The sequence below is a fragment of the Teichococcus aestuarii genome (genome assembly GCF_042651065.1).
GTDB classification, from domain to species: Bacteria; Pseudomonadota; Alphaproteobacteria; order Acetobacterales; family Acetobacteraceae; genus Pseudoroseomonas; species Pseudoroseomonas aestuarii.
In genome coordinates, this window is sequence record NZ_JBHSCH010000036.1 from 12,516 (window position 1) to 27,367 (window position 14,852).

The 14,852-nt window shown below is 72.2% G+C and carries 12 protein-coding genes; 4 read left to right on the forward strand and 8 right to left on the reverse strand.

What is annotated here, in order from left to right; translation table 11 throughout:
* Positions 1 to 88: 88 nt before the first annotated feature.
* The 3 genes from ACFOY6_RS14315 (at position 89) to ACFOY6_RS14325 (ending at position 3,606) form a co-directional block, all read left to right on the forward strand.
* Positions 89 to 1,825 carry an acyl-CoA dehydrogenase family protein gene (locus ACFOY6_RS14315; protein ID WP_379651413.1) on the forward strand — a complete coding sequence of 579 codons (1,737 nt, stop codon included), beginning with the start codon at positions 89 to 91 and terminating at the stop codon, positions 1,823 to 1,825.
* Positions 1,822 to 2,802 (forward strand): Bug family tripartite tricarboxylate transporter substrate binding protein, encoded by a 981-nt coding sequence (locus ACFOY6_RS14320; RefSeq protein WP_379651416.1) that lies wholly within the window; start codon positions 1,822 to 1,824, stop codon positions 2,800 to 2,802. Before ACFOY6_RS14315 ends, ACFOY6_RS14320 begins: the two co-directional genes overlap by 4 nt.
* A 93-nt stretch (positions 2,803 to 2,895) precedes the next feature.
* Positions 2,896 to 3,606, forward strand: a complete 711-nt coding sequence (locus ACFOY6_RS14325) for a GntR family transcriptional regulator (RefSeq protein ID WP_379651418.1) — start codon at positions 2,896 to 2,898, stop codon at positions 3,604 to 3,606.
* Positions 3,607 to 3,640: 34 nt separating this feature from the next.
* On the opposite strand, the gene ACFOY6_RS14330 is transcribed toward ACFOY6_RS14325, so the two are convergent.
* Both ACFOY6_RS14330 and ACFOY6_RS14335 read right to left on the reverse strand, forming a co-directional pair.
* Entirely contained in the window at positions 3,641 to 4,966 is a 1,326-nt protein-coding gene (locus ACFOY6_RS14330) for an aspartate aminotransferase family protein (RefSeq protein ID WP_379651420.1), read from the reverse strand.
* Positions 4,963 to 7,158, reverse strand: a complete 2,196-nt coding sequence (locus tag ACFOY6_RS14335; protein ID WP_379651422.1) for a N,N-dimethylformamidase beta subunit family domain-containing protein — start codon at positions 7,156 to 7,158, stop codon at positions 4,963 to 4,965. The genes ACFOY6_RS14330 and ACFOY6_RS14335 overlap by 4 nt, the downstream gene beginning before the upstream one ends.
* Positions 7,159 to 7,283: 125 nt before the next feature.
* Here ACFOY6_RS14335 and ACFOY6_RS14340 point away from each other — a divergent pair, with 125 nt between their 5' ends.
* Positions 7,284 to 8,048 (forward strand): IclR family transcriptional regulator, encoded by a 765-nt coding sequence (locus tag ACFOY6_RS14340; protein WP_379651424.1) that lies wholly within the window; start codon positions 7,284 to 7,286, stop codon positions 8,046 to 8,048.
* A gap of 9 nt (positions 8,049 to 8,057) precedes the next feature.
* Here the strand turns inward: ACFOY6_RS14340 and ACFOY6_RS14345 are convergent, their stop codons facing one another.
* Genes ACFOY6_RS14345 through ACFOY6_RS14370 form a run of 6 tightly spaced genes read right to left on the reverse strand, consistent with a single transcriptional unit; the run spans position 8,058 to position 14,527 of the window.
* Entirely contained in the window at positions 8,058 to 9,077 is a 1,020-nt protein-coding gene (locus tag ACFOY6_RS14345) for a succinylglutamate desuccinylase/aspartoacylase family protein (protein WP_379651426.1), read from the reverse strand.
* On the reverse strand, positions 9,074 to 10,096 hold the full coding sequence (locus ACFOY6_RS14350) for an ABC transporter ATP-binding protein (RefSeq protein WP_379651428.1): 1,023 nt from the start codon (positions 10,094 to 10,096) through the stop codon (positions 9,074 to 9,076). The genes ACFOY6_RS14345 and ACFOY6_RS14350 overlap by 4 nt, the downstream gene beginning before the upstream one ends.
* Positions 10,093 to 11,070 carry an ABC transporter ATP-binding protein gene (locus ACFOY6_RS14355; RefSeq protein WP_379651430.1) on the reverse strand — a complete coding sequence of 326 codons (978 nt, stop codon included), beginning with the start codon at positions 11,068 to 11,070 and terminating at the stop codon, positions 10,093 to 10,095. Before ACFOY6_RS14355 ends, ACFOY6_RS14350 begins: the two co-directional genes overlap by 4 nt.
* Positions 11,067 to 11,975, reverse strand: a complete 909-nt coding sequence (locus ACFOY6_RS14360) for an ABC transporter permease (RefSeq protein WP_379651432.1) — start codon at positions 11,973 to 11,975, stop codon at positions 11,067 to 11,069. The genes ACFOY6_RS14355 and ACFOY6_RS14360 overlap by 4 nt, the downstream gene beginning before the upstream one ends.
* A complete protein-coding gene (locus ACFOY6_RS14365) occupies positions 11,968 to 12,912 on the reverse strand; it encodes an ABC transporter permease (RefSeq protein WP_181378106.1) in 945 nt (314 codons plus the stop codon). The genes ACFOY6_RS14360 and ACFOY6_RS14365 overlap by 8 nt, the downstream gene beginning before the upstream one ends.
* Before the next feature lie 25 nt (positions 12,913 to 12,937).
* Complete coding sequence (locus ACFOY6_RS14370; protein ID WP_379637174.1) at positions 12,938 to 14,527, reverse strand: ABC transporter substrate-binding protein; 1,590 nt, start codon at positions 14,525 to 14,527, stop codon at positions 12,938 to 12,940.
* Between the last annotated feature and the right edge of the window lie 325 nt (positions 14,528 to 14,852).

The following is a 14,852-nucleotide window of genomic DNA, read 5'->3' on the forward strand; positions in this document are numbered from 1 at the left end:
AAACCCCCTGCGGAGAAATCGGCTGGCGCGCGCGGGGGCCGCTGCCCAGGATCGGCGCGGGACGAAACGACCGAACGAGGCGAACGCCATGCATCTCCGCCCTCCCGCGCCGCCTCCCGGCGCAGCCGCCCTGGCGCCGCCGAGCGGTGCCGCCGCCGTGCCCGACAGCCACGGACTCAATCTCTGGCGCGCCGATCCGGTGCTGCAGCGCCTCGCCGGACTCTACCTGCCGCCCGACCTGCTGGCGCATCTGGCGCCGCATCTGGACCGGCTGGGCGGCCTGGCCGGCGGCCCGCTAGACACGCTGGCCGCGGCCGCCGACCGCAACCCGCCCGTGCTGCACAGCCGCAACCGGCGCGGCGAGGACGCGCAATCCATCGAGTACCATCCGGCCTACCGGGAGATGGAGCGCATCGCCTTCGGCGAGTACGGGCTGGCGGCGCTCTCCCACCGCGGCGGCGTGCTGGGCTGGGACGCGCCGATGCCGCCCGCCGCCAAGTACCTCCTCACCTACCTGCTGGTGCAGGCGGAGTTCGGCCTGTGCTGCCCGGTCAGCATGACCGACAGCCTGACGCGCACCCTGCGCAAGTTCGGCGGACCGGCGCTGGTGGCGCGCTACCTGCCCGCCCTCACCAGCCAGGATCTCGACACCCTGCACCAGGGCGCGATGTTCATGACCGAGCAGGGCGCCGGCAGCGACATCGCGGCCACCGTCGTCACCGCCGCGCCGCAGGCGGATGGCAGCTGGGCGCTCTCCGGCGACAAGTGGTTCTGCTCCAACCCGGATGCGGACCTCGCCATGGTGCTGGCGCGGCGCGAGGGCGGGCCGCCCGGGCTGCGCGGCGTCTCGCTCTTCCTGCTGCCGCGCATCCTGCCGGATGGCCGGCCCAACCGCTACCGCATCCAGCGGCTGAAGGCCAAGCTCGGCACCCGCTCCATGGCCAGCGGCGAGATCCGGCTGGAGGGCGCCACGGCCTGGCTGGTGGGCGAGCCGGAGGCCGGCTTCCGCCAGATGGCGGACATGGTGAACAACTCGCGCCTCTCCAACGGCGTGCGCGCCGCCGGGCTGATGCGCCGCGCGGCGACCGAGGCGCTGTTCATCGCCCACCGCCGCGTCGCCTTCGGCCGCCGGCTGGTGGAGATGCCGCTGATGCGGCGCCAGCTCCTCAAGCTGCTGCTGCCGGCCGAGCAGGCGCGCAGCATGGTGTTCCAGGCCGCCGAGGCGCTGCGCCGCGCCGATGCCGGGGAGGAGGGCGCCTATGCGCTGCTGCGCATCCTGACGCCGCTGCTGAAGTTCCGCGCCTGCCGCGACGCCCGCAAGGTGACGGGCGACGCCATGGAGGTGCGCGGCGGCTGCGGCTACATCGAGGAATGGTCCGACGCGCGGCTGCTGCGCGACGCGCATCTCGGCAGCATCTGGGAGGGCACCAGCAACATCGTGGCGCTCGACGTGCTGCGGGCGGCGCAGCGGGAGGGCTCGCTGCCCGTGCTGCAACGGCACGTGCTAGAGCTGCTCGGCAATGCCGGCGCGCTGCCCGAGGCGCCGGCGGCGCTGGAGCGCGCCCTGGCCCTGGCCGCCCAGGCCCAGGAGAGGCCGGAGCTGGCGCGGCAGGCGGCCTCCGCCCTCTACCACCTGACCTCCGCCGCCGCCCTGGCCTGGGAGGCCGGGCAGCTCGGCCTGCCGGAGCGCCTGGCCCTGGCGCGGCTGGTGCTGCGGCACCGCGTGCTGCCGCGCGACCCGCTGGCACCCGGCACGCCGGAGACGGAGGCGGAGCTGGCGCCACTGCTGGCCGACCCCGGCCAGGGCGCGGGAGCGGTGGCATGATCGGCCGCCGCGCCCTGGGCGCCGCCCTTGCGGCGGCCGCCCTGCCCCTCGCCGCCTTTCCCCTCTCCGCCCTGGCGCAGCCGGGCGGCAAGGTGCTGAGCCTGGTGGTCCCCTTCGCCCCCGGCGGCCCGACCGACCTGATCGCCCGCCGCCTCGCCATGCTGCTGCAGGAGGTCCTGGGCCAGACGGTGGTGGTGGAGAACCGCGCCGGGGCCGGCGGCAATGTCGGCGCCGAATACGTGGCGCGCGCCGCCGCCGACGGGCAGACGGTGCTGTTCGGCACCTCCGGCCCCCTGGCCATCAACCAGATGCTCTATCCTGGCCAGACCTATGACCCGCTGAAGGATTTCGCCCCGGTCGGGCCGCTCGGGCGCATCCCGAACGTGCTGGCGGTGCATCCGGACATTCCCGCCCGCTCGGTCGCGGAGCTGGTGGCGCTGGGCAAGGGCGGGCGGGCGCTGGCCTTCGGCTCCTCGGGCAATGGCGCCTCCTCGCACCTGTCGGGCGCGCTGTTCAACAGCATGGCGGGCACGCGCTTCGAGCACATTCCCTATCGCGGCACCGGCCCGGCGCTGAACGACGTGCTGGCCGGCCACATCGCCATGGTGTTCACCGATGTGCTGACCGCCCTGCCGCACATCCAGTCCGGCCGGCTGCGGGCGCTGGGCGTCACCACGGCGGCCCGCTCGGCCGTGCTGCCGGAGACGCCCACCATCGCCGAGCAGGGGCTGCCGGGCTACGACGCCTCCGTGTTCTTCGGGCTGGTGGTGCCGGCGGCCACGCCGGCGCCGGCGCGGGAGGCGCTGCGCCGGGCGCTGGAGGGCGCGCTGCGGCAGGAGGCGATGCGCCGCTTCCTGGAAAGCCAGGGCATGCAGCTCGCCCCCGAGGTCACGCCCGCCGCGCTCAGCGCGCTGATGGCCAGCGAGGCGGCGCGCTGGCGCGCCGTCATCCGGGAGACCGGCGCGAAGGCGGATTGAGCCCCTCCCGGTTTGTCAGTCAATCTTCCGATCCTGGCCCGGCTTGGCTAGGATCGCAGGGGAGTTCTGGCAGCAGGGGGCGGTGGAAGGCCGATGACGGAGGACATGGCGTTGCGCGTGGTGCCGCGACCGATGCGCAAGCAGGTCGAGGAAGGCCTGCGGAACGCCATCATGAACGGCCGCTTCGCCCCCGGGCAGCACCTGCCGGACCGCATGCTGTGCGAGCTGTTCGGCGCCAGCCGCAGCGTGGTGCGCGAGGCGGTGCGGCTGCTGGAGGCGGAGGGGCTGGTCACCACCATCCCCAACCGTGGCCCCTTCGTGAGCTTCCTCTCGCCGGCCGAGGCGGAGCAGGTCTACGAGGTGCGCGGCGTGCTGGAGGCGCTGGCCGGCGAAGGCTTCGCGCTGCGCGCCTCCGCCGCGGAGCGGGCCGAGCTGCGCCGCATCTACGAGGCGCTGGCCGCCCTGCCGCCGCGCGGCGCCGACCAGGCGGTGCTGCTCGGGCTGAAGCGGGACTTCTACGAGGTGCTGATGCGCGGCAGCCGCAACCCGCTGGTGGGGCGGATGTTCGAGGCCATCATCAACCGCAACACCCAGCTCCGCGCCACCTCGCTCTCCGACCCCGGCCGGCTGCCGGACACGGTGGCCGAGATCCGCCGCGTGGTGGAGGCGATCGAGGCGCGGGACGCGGCCGGCGCCTGGGAGGCGTGCCGCGCCCATGTGCGCAGCGCCGCCGCGGTGGCCCTGCGCATCCTGCGCGAGCGCGAGCAGGAGGCCCGCGCCGCGCCCTCGGCGGCCAGGCCCTGAGGCATCAGGCCCTGAGGCGTCAGGCCCTGAGGCGTCAGGGCAGCGCCGCCTCCACCGCCTGCCCGAGCCGCTCGACGATGCGGTCGATATCCGCCGCCGTCGCCGTGTAGGGCGGGGCGATGATCACATGGTCGCCCCGGCGACCGTCGATGGTGCCGCCCATCGGGTAGATCATCACGCCGGCCGCCATGGCGGCGTCCTTCACCGCCTCGTTCACCTTGCGGGCGGGGTCGAAGCTGCGGCGGCTGGCGCGGTCCTCGACGAATTCCAGCGCCCGGAACAGGCCGCGCCCACGGATGTCGCCCACATGGGCGTGGTTGCCGAAGCGCTCCTGCAGCGCGCCCTCGAGCCGCGCCCCCATGGCCCGCACATTCTCCAGCAGCCCGTCCTCGCGGATGATGCGCTGCACGGCCAGCGCCGCCGCGCAGGCCACCGGATGCGCCTGGTAGGTGTGCCCGTGCTTGAAGGCGCCCGAGCCCTCGGCGAGCGCGCGCACGATCCTCCCCTGCGCCAGGATGGCGCCGATCGGCTGGTAGCCGCCGCCCAGGCCCTTGGCGATGGTCTGGATGTCGGGCGAGACGCCCTCCTGCTCCCAGGCGTGCAGCGTGCCGGAGCGGCCCATGCCGCACATCACCTCGTCCAGGATCAGCAGCGCGCCATGCCGGTCGCACACTGCGCGCATGGCCGGGAAGTAGCCCGGCAGGGCGGTGACGCAGCCGGTGGTGGCGCCGACGATGGTCTCGGCGACGAAGGCGGCGACATTCTGCGGGCCGAGGCGCTGGAACTCGGCCTCCAGCTCGGCGGCGAGGCGGGCGACATAATCGGCGTCGCTCTCCCCCGCCTCCTGGCCGCGATAGGCAAAGCAGGGCGAGACATGGCTGAAGCAGCCGGCCAGGATCGGCTCGTAGGGCTCGCGCCGGGCCATGTTGCCGCCGAGGCCCAGCGCGCCCAGCGTGTTGCCGTGGTAGCTCTGCCGCCGCGCGATGAAGCGCGTGCGCTGCGGCTCGCCGGTCTCCAGGAAATACTGCCGCGCCAGCTTCAGCGCCGCCTCCATCGCCTCGGAGCCGGAGGAGACGAAATAGGCATGGGTGAGGCCGCCCGGCGCCTCGCCCACCAGCAGGTCGGCCAGCTGCTCGGCGGCCTCGCAGGTGAAGAATACGGTGTGGGCATAGGCGATCTGCCGCGCCTGCTCGGTGATGGCGCGCACCACCCGCTCGTCGCCATGGCCGATGCAGGCGACGGCGGCGCCGCCCGAGGCGTCGATCACCGGCGGTCCCTCCGCCCCCTGCACCATCAGCCCCCGGCCGGAGACGGCCAGCAGCGGGTCCTTGCGCAGGCTGCGGTGCAGGATGCGGCTCATGAGAGGCTCTCCGAGGCGAAGCGGGTGACGACGTTGCGCAGCATGCGCGAGACGGGATTGTCGAAGCCGTTGTGCGGCAGGCTGCCGCAGAAGGTGATGGAGCCGGTGGAGAACACCGCGCCGCCCTGCGCCGTCTCGAAATAGACGATCTCGGCGCGGATCAGCGCCGCCGGCCTCTCACCCGTCACGGTGTTGACGTGGGAGAGCAACTCCTCCGGCACCGCGACGAAATGCGACTGGTGCCCCTCCGAGCGCGCCAGGATGCGGATGTTGGGCGGCGAGCCCTGCGACGGGTCCGCGCGGTCCAGCTCGAAGCCCGCCGCGCCGCCGCCGGAGAGGCCGAAATCGCCGAGGATGTCCCCCTCGATCCCCTCGAAGATCCAGGCCATGTCCGGCGCGCGGGAATCCGGCAGGCGGCGGTAGTGGGAGCCCTCGAACAGCCCCTGGCTGGAGAAGCCGACGCCCGCCAGCATCTGCGGCGGCCGCCCGTTGCGGCGCCAGAGGCCGCCATAGCCGCCATCGAGCTGCTGGTAGTACTCGCCCGTCTCGGCCGCCCAGGCGCGGATGCCGCCCTCGGCCCGGCGCACCTCGATGACATGCGGCAGGTCCGGCCGCCGCGCCACGCGCCAGTAGAAGCCGTTGCCGCCCAGGTAGCAGAGCCGCCCGCCGGTGCCGACATACTCCTGCAGCGCATCGAGCGTGCCGGGGGTGTGGTATTCGGGGTGGGAGCCGGTCAGCACCACCTTGTAGGGGCGCAGCAGCGCCACCCCCTCATTGTCGAGATCCTCGTCGGTGAGGATGTCCATTTCGATGCCCAGCGCGTCGGCCCAGGCGATCAGGTGGGTGTCGGCCGGGTAGTGGCGCAGGCCGGAGCCGCGGGCGTCGTTGAAGGTGAGGAAGCCGGGCCGCCAGGTGAGGATGGGCCGCAGCCGCGAGGAGAGCGCCACGCCGCTGTTGTCCGGGTGGCGGTTGTAGGTGGAGTGGGCGTAGTCGCGGTGGTCGTCCGGATTGTGCGGATAGGCGCCCCATGCGTCCCGGCGGGCGCGGTAGGCCGCGTCGGCATTGCCACGCGCATGGTTGGCATAGGCCTGGTAGGTGAAGCTGGAGGCCAGGAACGCCACGCGCGCCGTCGCCGTGCCGCGCGGCGGCAGCACATAGAAGGGGATGATGTCCTCCTGCCCTCCGGCGCGCAGCCGCACGCCATAGGCGCCGCTGGGCAGGCCGGCGGGGATCTCCACGTGGAAATCTGTCTCCCATCGGCAATCGGCGAGGTCATCGGCGTGGAAGTGGATGGCGGCGTAGTGGCGCGGCGCCTGGGTCCAGGCCATGGCGCTGCCATCCCAGCGGGAGCCGCGCACGGCGCGGGTGGGCAGGTTCACCAGCCGGCCGTGCAGGCCGCGCGGGCCGCGGTCGACCACCGACTGCGTGTCGATGCCGATGGAGAAATCCCACCAGGCCAGCAGGCCGGGGCCTTCCGCCGGCCCGGCCGGCGGCGCCTCGCCCGTGCACAGGAAGGGGTCTTCGAGGCGGCCGTCGAACACCGCCTGCGGGGCGCCGTCGCGCCAGGCGGCGCCGATGCTGAGCGGCGCGGCGGGCAGCGTGTCCAGCCGGAAGCCGGCGGCCTCGGCCGCGCCGGCATCGCCGCCCGCGCCCCAGACCTGGCGCAGCGGCGCCTGGCTGAGGCGCACGGTGCCGTCATGGATCTCGACCGTCAGCGCGTACCAGGCGCGGGGCAGCGGCGGTGCCGCCAGCGCGCAGCTTGCATGGCCGCCGGGCCACTGCGCCTCGAAGACCGGGCCGGCCTTGGAGAGGCTGAGGCGCCAGCCATGGCCGGCCGCATCCTGCCGCGCCATCAGCACGGCGGGCTGGTCGGTCAGCAGCCAGGGCTGCACCCGCAGGCCCAGCGTCAGGCCCCGTCTCGGGTCGGGGGGCAGCGCCATCCCCTCCATCGCCGCCACCAGGGCGCAGGAGCCGAGATGCGTCGGCTGGAAGCGGCCGGGATAGCGCCCCGCGAAAGCCGCCGGCACCGGCCGCAGGATCAGGCCGGGACCGGCCGGGTTGGGGTCGCCCGAGATGACCCGCACCAGATCGGCCTCGTAATCGCCCGGAAGGGTGGAGGAGACCTTCACCGCCAGCCTCTCGCCGGGGCGGGCGGAGATGCGGTCGAGATAGCCGGTCAGCGGGACGGTCATGGTGCCCTTTCACGCATGCGAGGCTGCGGCGACAGGACAGGACGGCTGAACAACGATGTCAATATGCAGGATCGCTTCCCAAAATACAGGATTTACCGCGAGGCCCGGCCTGCTATCCTCCGCCTGTGACCACCCCTGACGCCGACACCGTGCCGACCGCCGTGCGCAAGAGCTTCCAGATCCTGGAAGCCGTCGCCGCCGCGCCGCGCCCGCTCTCCGGTCAGGCGCTCGCGGAGCGGCTGGGGCTGACGCGCTCCACCCTCTCGCGCCTAGCGCTGAGCCTGGCGGCGATGGGCTATCTGGAGCGGCTGGAGCGCGGCGGCTGGCAGCTCGGCCCGGCGGCGCTGCGGCTGGGCCTGTCGCGGCTGGCGCATCTCGACATCCGCAGCGTCGCGGCGCCGCTGATGCGGGCGCTGAGCGAGGCGATCGACCTGCCGGTGGACCTCGCCATGCCGGTGGGCGACGAGATGCTGCATTTCGAACTGGCGCAGATGGCCGGGCAGGTGGTGGTGGCGAGCGAGATGGGCGCGCGCCTCCCCATCGCCCGCACGGCGCTGGGCCATGCGGCGCTGTTCGCCATGGAGCGCCGCCAGCAGGCGGAGACGCTGGAGCGGCTGCGGCAGCGGGCCGGCGCGGCCTGGCCGGCGGAGCAGGCGGCGGTCCGGTACTCCTTCGCACAGCTGGAGCGGCAGGGCTTCTGCATCGTCATCGGCCAGCTGCGCCCGGATGTGGCGGCGGTGGGCGCGCCGCTGATCGACCCGCGCGGCCAGGGCGTGTTCAGCTTCAGCTGCTCGACCATCGGCGCCGCGGCGGAGGAAGGGCGGCTGGAGGCGGCTGGCCCGCGCCTGCTGGAGATGATCCGCCAGGTCGCCGCCCGCCTCGGCGGCTGAAGGCCGGGCTCAGCCCGGCAGGGCGCCGCCCAGCACGAACAGGCAGTCGCCGCGCTGGCTGCGGCCGGGCTGCCGCTTGCAGAGCACCAGGCCGTCGATCGGGAAGCGGTGCTCCAGCGGCGGCTTCCACGGCGTCTCCGGCGTGTGCAGCAGGGCCGCGGGCTGGCCGGCCCGCACTGCCTCGCCCAGCTCCACCAGCGGCTCGAACAGCCCCGGCTCCTCGGCATAGACGAAGTGGTCCTGCCCGCCCAGGCCGACGATGCGCGTCTCCGGCGCGGCGATCCGCGCCTCGGGCGGCAGGATGCCAAGATGGACCAGCAGGTTGCGCACCCCCCGCTCGGCGATGGCCAGCCCCTCGCGGGAGACGGCGCCCGCCCCGCCCAGCTCGGTGCCGAGGCTCGGGATGCCGTGCCGCTCGGCGATGCCGCCCAGCGTCTGGTTGCCCCCCTGCCCCTGGGCGCGGCCCTGCACATAGGCCAGCGGCGCGCCGAAGGCCTTCAGCGCCGCGAGCTGCCTCTCGTAGAGCGCCGGGTCCGCCGTGCGGCCGGTGAGCGCGCAGGGCGTGTAGAGCAGCGAGGAGCCGCCCGAATGCAGGTCGCACACCAGGTCGGCGCGCGGGATGAGCTGCTCGCTGATGAACCAGGCGATCTGCTGGGTGACGCTGCCATCCGGATCGCCGGGGAAGATGCGGTTGAGGTTGAGGTTGTCCACCGGCGAGACGCGGTTGCCGGCCATGGCCGCCGGATAGTTGGCGGTGGGCAGGATGATGACGCGGCCCCGGATCTGCTCGGGCTTCAGGGCCTGGACGAGATTGGCGAGCGCCACCTGCCCCTCATACTCGTCGCCATGGTTGCCGGAGACGAACAGCGCCGTGGGCCCCTCGCCATTGCGGATCACCACGATCGGGATGGGCAGGAAGCCATAGGCGGAGGCGTGCGAGGAGTGGAACAGGCGCAGATAGCCGGTCTGCATCCCGTCCCGCTCGAAATCGACATCGCAGAGGATGCGGGTGCGGGCGGTCTGGCTCATGCGGCGAATTCCTCGGTGGCTGCCGGGCGGTGCTGCGGGTCGTGCAGGTGGCAGGCGGTGCTGTGGCCGGGCGCGTATTCGCGCAGCGGCGGGGAGACGCTGCGGCAGACCGCCATGGCGTGCGGGCAGCGCGTGTGGAAGCGGCAGCCGGGCGGCAGGTTGAGCGCGCTCGGCATCTCGCCCTCCACCCGCAGCCGGGCGGCGCGGCGCGCGGCGCGCCCGGCCGGATGCGGCGCCGGCACGGCGGCGATCAGCGCCTGGGTGTAGGGATGCATCGGGGCGTCGTAGATGGCGGCCTTGGGAGCGATCTCCACAACCCGCCCGAGATACATCACCGCGACCCGGTCCGAGATGTGGCGCACCACCGAGAGGTCGTGCGCGATGAACAGGTAGGTCAGCCCCATCTCCCCCTGCAGGTCCTGCAGCAGGTTGACGATCTGCGCCTGCACCGAGACATCGAGGGCCGAGACCGCCTCGTCGCAGACGATGAAGCGCGGCCGCAGCACGAGCGCGCGGGCTATGCCGATGCGCTGCCGCTGGCCGCCGGAGAATTCGTGCGGGAAGCGCAGCGCCGCCTGGCGCGGCAGGCCGACCAGCTCCAGCATCGCCGCCACGCGCTGCCGCGCCGCGGCGTCGGGCTTCGCGCCGTGGATCACCATCGGCTCCATGACGATGTCCTCCACCGCCATGCGCGGGTTGAGGGCGCCATAGGGGTCCTGGAAGATGATCTGCATGGCGCGGCGCAGGCTGCGCAGCTTGGCCGGCGGCAGGCCGGTGATGTCGGCGCCGTCGAACAGCACCTGGCCGTCCGAGGCCTCGATCAGCCGGATCAGCAGCCGGCCGAGGGTGGACTTGCCGCAGCCGGATTCCCCCACCAGCCCCAGCGTCTCGCCCTCCATGATGCGCAGATCCACGCCGTCCACGGCGCGCAGCGTCTCGCCCGGGCGGCGGAACAGCCCGCCGCCGCCGAGGGTGAAGTGCTTGGAGAGCGCCGCCGCCTCGACCAGCGGGCGCGTCATGCCGCCACCTCGGCCGTGGCGCGGATACAGGCCACGCGGTGCTCCGGCCCGTGCGGGTCGAGCGGCGGGATGGCGGCGGCGCAGGCCGGCACCGCCAGCCCGCAGCGCGGCCGGAAGCGGCAGCCCGAGGGACGGCGCGCCGGCTCCGGCAGGTTGCCGGGGATGGCCACCAGCCTTGGCTTCGCGGCCGAGAGCGAGGGCACGCAATCGAGCAGCCCCCGGGTGTAGGGGTGCAGCGGCGCGTCGAAGACCGTGCCGACCGGCGCCTCCTCCACCACGCGGCCGGCATACATCACCATCACCCGGTCCGCCGTCTCGGCGACGACGCCCATGTTGTGGGTGATGATCATGATGGCCATGCCGAACTCGTCGCGCAGGTCCATCAGCAGGTCGAGGATCTGCGCCTGGATCGTCACGTCAAGCGCGGTGGTCGGCTCGTCGGCGATCAGCAGGCGCGGGTTGCAGGCCAGCGCCATGGCGATCATCACGCGCTGGCGCTGCCCGCCGGAGAGCTGGTGCGGATAGTCGTCGAGCCGCCGCGCGGGGGACGGGATGCCGACCTTCTCCAGCATCCGCACCGCGCGGTCGCGCAGCGCCCGGGTGGAGAGGCGCTCATGCGCGCGGATCGTCTCCGTGATCTGCTCGCCGATGCGGAACACCGGGTTGAGCGAGGTCATCGGCTCCTGGAAGATCATGGCGATGCCGGGGCCGCGCACCTTCTGCATCTGCCGCTCGGAGAGGCCGGTCAGCTCCTGCCCGGCGAAGCGCACCGAGCCCGAGACGATGCGCGCCGGCGGCCGCGGCAGCAGCCCCATGACGGTGAGCGCCGTGACGCTCTTGCCGCTGCCGCTCTCGCCCACGATGCCGAGGATCTCGCCCTCCTCCAGGCTGAAGCTGATGTCCTCGACGGCGGTGATCTCGCCGCGCTCGGTCTGGAAGGCGGTGGTCAGGCCGCGGATGTCGAGCAGGCTCATTGCTGGATCCTCAGCCGGGGGTCGAGCACGTCGCGCAGCCCGTCGCCCAGCATGTTGAGGCCGAGCACGGTGATCATCAGCGTCACGCCGGGGATGGCGATGATCCAGGGCGCGTCGCGCATGAAGTCCCGCCCCTCGGCCATGATGTTGCCCCAGGTGGGCGTCGGCGGCACCGCGCCGAGGCCGAGGAAGGAGAGCGTGGCCTCGGACAGCACCGCATAGGCGAAGAGGAAGGAGAGCTGCACGATCATCGGCGCCATGGCGTTGGGCAGGATGTGGTGGCGCAGGATGCGCCAGTGCCCCGCCCCCGCCGCGACGGCGGCCTGCACATACTCCATCTCCCGCAGCACGATGACCGAGGCGCGGACGATGCGGGCCGTGCGCGGGATGTAGACGATGCCGAGCGCCAGGATGACGTTGAAGGTGGATGGCCCCAGCATGGCGGTGACGCCGATGGCGAGCAGGATGGCGGGGAAGGCCATCAGCGCGTCGTTGACCCGCATCAGGATGTTGTCGAGCCGGCGGAAATAGCCGGCCAGGGCGCCGATCAGCGTGCCGAACACGGCGTTCAGCGCGACGACGGACAGGCCGATCATCACCGAGAGCTGCGCCCCCCAGACGACGCGCGACCACAGGCTGCGGCCGAAATTGTCCGTGCCGAACACCCAGTCCCCGCCCGGCGGCTGGAACTTGTTGCGCATGGAGAGGCGGTTCGGGTTGGCGTCGGTGATCCACGGCGCGGCGGCGGCCATGAAGGCGATGATGCCGAACAGCACCAGCCCGGTGACGAAGAGCCGGTGCCGGAACAGCCGCCGCAGCGTGGCCCAGGCCGGATGGCGGCGCCGCGGCTCGGTCTCCGGCGCGGCCAGGGTGGCTTCCAGCGGCAGGGCACCCGTCTCACTCATAGCGCACCCGCGGATCGAGCCAGGCATAGAGCATGTCGATGCCGATGTTGACGAGGACGAGGAAGGCAGTGACCAGCAGCAGCCCGCCCTGCACCAGCGGGTAGTCGCGGTTCAGCACCGCCTGCGTCAGCAACCCGCCGATGCCGGGGATGGAGAACAGCGCCTCCGTCACCACCGCGCCGGAGAGCAGCAGGCTGATGATGATGCCGATGACGGTGGTGATCGGGATCATCGCGTTGGCGAGGGCGTGCTTGAACACCACCTGCCGCCCCGGCAGCCCCTTGGCGCGGGCGGTGCGGATGTAGTCCTGCCGCATCACCTCCAGCATGGTGGAACGGGTGATGCGCGCCAGCAGCCCCGCCTGCAGCAGCGCCAGCGAGATGGCCGGCATGGTGGCGCTGCGGAACCAGCCCCACGGGTCCTCGCCGAAGGGGATGTAGCCGCCGGTGGGCAGCCAGCCGAGCCGCACCGAGAACAGGATGATCATCAGCAGGCCGAGAAAGAAGCTCGGCACCGAGATGCCGATCATCGCGAACATCATCGCCAGCTGGTCGATCAGCGTGTTCTGCCGCAGCGCGGCGAGGATGCCCGCCAGCAGGCCGATGGCCAGCGTCAGCACCAGCGCATAGGCGGAAAGGCCGAGCGTCACCGGGAGCCGCTCGAAGGTGACGGCGACGACGCCCTTGCCCATCAGGATGGAGCGGCCGAGATCACCCTGCAGCAGCCCGCCATACCAGCGCAGCAGCTGCACCAGGAAGGGCTCGTTCAGCCCGAGATCGGCGCGGATCTGCTCGATCTCGCGCTGGGTGGCGGAAAGCCCGGCGATGGCCGCCGCCGGGTCGCCCGGGATCAGCCGCATCATCCCGAAGGTGATGAGGCTGACCAGCAGCAGCACCGGCACGGCGCTGCCGATGCGGCGCAGGGCGACGCCGATCACCGCATCCGCCTCCCCCGCTCAGCCCTCATGGCTTGATCCAGACATTGCTGAAGCGCGGGATGCGGAAGGGGCGGAAGTTCTGCACATTGGCGCGCACCGCCTGCACCTTGGTGAGCGAGCCGAAGGGGTAGGCATAGGCCCGCTCCAGCACCAGCTTCTGCATCCGCGCGAAGGCGGCGTTGCGCTCGGCCTCGGTGGGCTTGGTGTTCATGTCCGACCAGGCGGCCTCGACATCCGGGTCCGGCTTGTCGTCGCGCGGGCGGTAGTTGGCGCCGGGGGCGGCCAGGAACTGCATGGTGGCGAGCGCGCCGAGCGCCGGCTGCGTGCCCCAGCCGCTGTGGAAGAAGTGCCACTCGGTGCTGTTCACCTTCTGCGACATCTGCACCGAGGTCGGCCAGTCCACCACCTTCAGCTCGGCCTTGATGCCGACAGCCTGCATCTGCTGCTGCATGACCAGCGCCGCATTGTACATCGGCGCATAGTCGCGGTTGGTCAGGATGACGATGGGCTCGCCCTTGTAGCCGGATTCGCGCAGCAGCCGCTTCGCCCGGTCCGGGTCGTTGATGTTGTAGGTCTCCTTCCCCGCATCCGTGTAGCTGGGCTGGTTGGGGAACTGGAAACCGACATTCAGCGTGTAGTTGTTGTCTGTCGCCGCATCCATGATGTCCTCCATGCCCAGCACGGCCTGCACGGCCTGGCGGAACTTGAGGTTGTCGGTCGGCGGGTGGGCGACATTGGGCAGCGCGATCTGGATCCACCAGTTCTTCAGCGGCAGCACCGTGACGTTCGGGTTCTTCCGCATCGCCTCGACCGACTGCGTCGGGATGTCCTCCACCCCCTGCAGCTCGCCCGTCTCCAGCCCGGCCACGCGGGCCGAGGCCTCGGTGACGATGCGGAAGGTCACGCTGTCCAGGCAGGCCAGCTTGTAGCCGCCGAAGCCGGTGGCCTGCTCATAGGCGGTGTTGGGCTTGTAGCCGTCGTACCGCGCGAGGCGGGCATGGCTGCCGGGCGTGAACTCCACCAGGCGGAACGGCCCGGTGCCCACGGGGCGGAGCTGCTGCGGCGCATCATCCTTGTGCTCGGCGGGGATGATGACGATCGGCACGCTGAAGGAGGAGAGCGCCTCGATGAAGGTGGGCTGCGCGCGCGCCATGCGGATGACGAAGGTGCCGGCATCCGGCGTCTCCCAGCCCGCCACGTTGTCCAGCGTGCTGCGCTGCAGCCCGATGCGCTTGTAGCGATCGAAGGAGGCCGCCACATCGGCCGAGGTCATCGGCTTGCCGTTGTGGAAGGTGATGCCCTGCCGCAGCCGGAAGGTGTAGGCGAGCCTGTCGGGCGATTCCTCGAAGCTCTCGGCCAGCTCGGCGATGGGCTTGTTGTTCTCGTCTCGCGTGACGAGCGACTCGTAGATGTTCATCGCGATGTTGCGGGTGGAGATGGTGCTGGACGTCATCTGGTCCAGGCTGTTGACGTTGGCCTCCTGGCCGAACACCAGGTTCCCGCCCCGGTTCGGGCAGGCGAAGGGCGCGGCGGCGGCCGGCCCCGCGGTCAGGAGCGGGAGGGTGGCTGCGAACAGCGCCGGCAGGGCGCATCCGGTCGTGAAGGCACGCTTCATCGTCAATTCCCCCAGTCGCTGGATGGGATCGCCGGAGCACGGCGCCCGGAAGGCTGCCGGTCAGTGGTGCGGCCCGTCAACCGGAATTCATTGCGAATGCGCGGGGAAGCGATGCCGCGGCGCCCGGTGAGGACGCTGCATTGCACAAGGGCTGGACGGCCTGCCCGATTGCAGGGCGACCCGGAACGCAGGGGCCGTCAAGGAATCCTGCCATTTGGGAACGTTCCCGCTGCTGCCGGCAAAGTTGCGAAGGCCTCCGATTGTGCCTTGCCATTCCTTCCCGTCTCGTGGACCCTTTCGTTCCCGGACGGTATTCCAGCAGGGG

Bases quoted from the DNA above. Each gene is read 5' to 3' on its own strand.
- ACFOY6_RS14315 (WP_379651413.1), top strand. From the start codon at position 89: ATGCATCTCCGCCCTCCCGCGCCGCCTCCCGGCGCAGCCGCCCTGGCG.
- ACFOY6_RS14320 (WP_379651416.1), top strand. From the start codon at position 1,822: ATGATCGGCCGCCGCGCCCTGGGCGCCGCCCTTGCGGCGGCCGCCCTG.
- ACFOY6_RS14325 (WP_379651418.1), top strand. From the start codon at position 2,896: ATGACGGAGGACATGGCGTTGCGCGTGGTGCCGCGACCGATGCGCAAG.
- ACFOY6_RS14330 (WP_379651420.1), bottom strand. From the start codon at position 4,966: ATGAGCCGCATCCTGCACCGCAGCCTGCGCAAGGACCCGCTGCTGGCC.
- ACFOY6_RS14335 (WP_379651422.1), bottom strand. From the start codon at position 7,158: ATGACCGTCCCGCTGACCGGCTATCTCGACCGCATCTCCGCCCGCCCC.
- ACFOY6_RS14345 (WP_379651426.1), bottom strand. From the start codon at position 9,077: ATGAGCCAGACCGCCCGCACCCGCATCCTCTGCGATGTCGATTTCGAG.
- ACFOY6_RS14350 (WP_379651428.1), bottom strand. From the start codon at position 10,096: ATGACGCGCCCGCTGGTCGAGGCGGCGGCGCTCTCCAAGCACTTCACC.
- ACFOY6_RS14355 (WP_379651430.1), bottom strand. From the start codon at position 11,070: ATGAGCCTGCTCGACATCCGCGGCCTGACCACCGCCTTCCAGACCGAG.
- ACFOY6_RS14360 (WP_379651432.1), bottom strand. From the start codon at position 11,975: ATGAGTGAGACGGGTGCCCTGCCGCTGGAAGCCACCCTGGCCGCGCCG.
- ACFOY6_RS14370 (WP_379637174.1), bottom strand. From the start codon at position 14,527: ATGAAGCGTGCCTTCACGACCGGATGCGCCCTGCCGGCGCTGTTCGCA.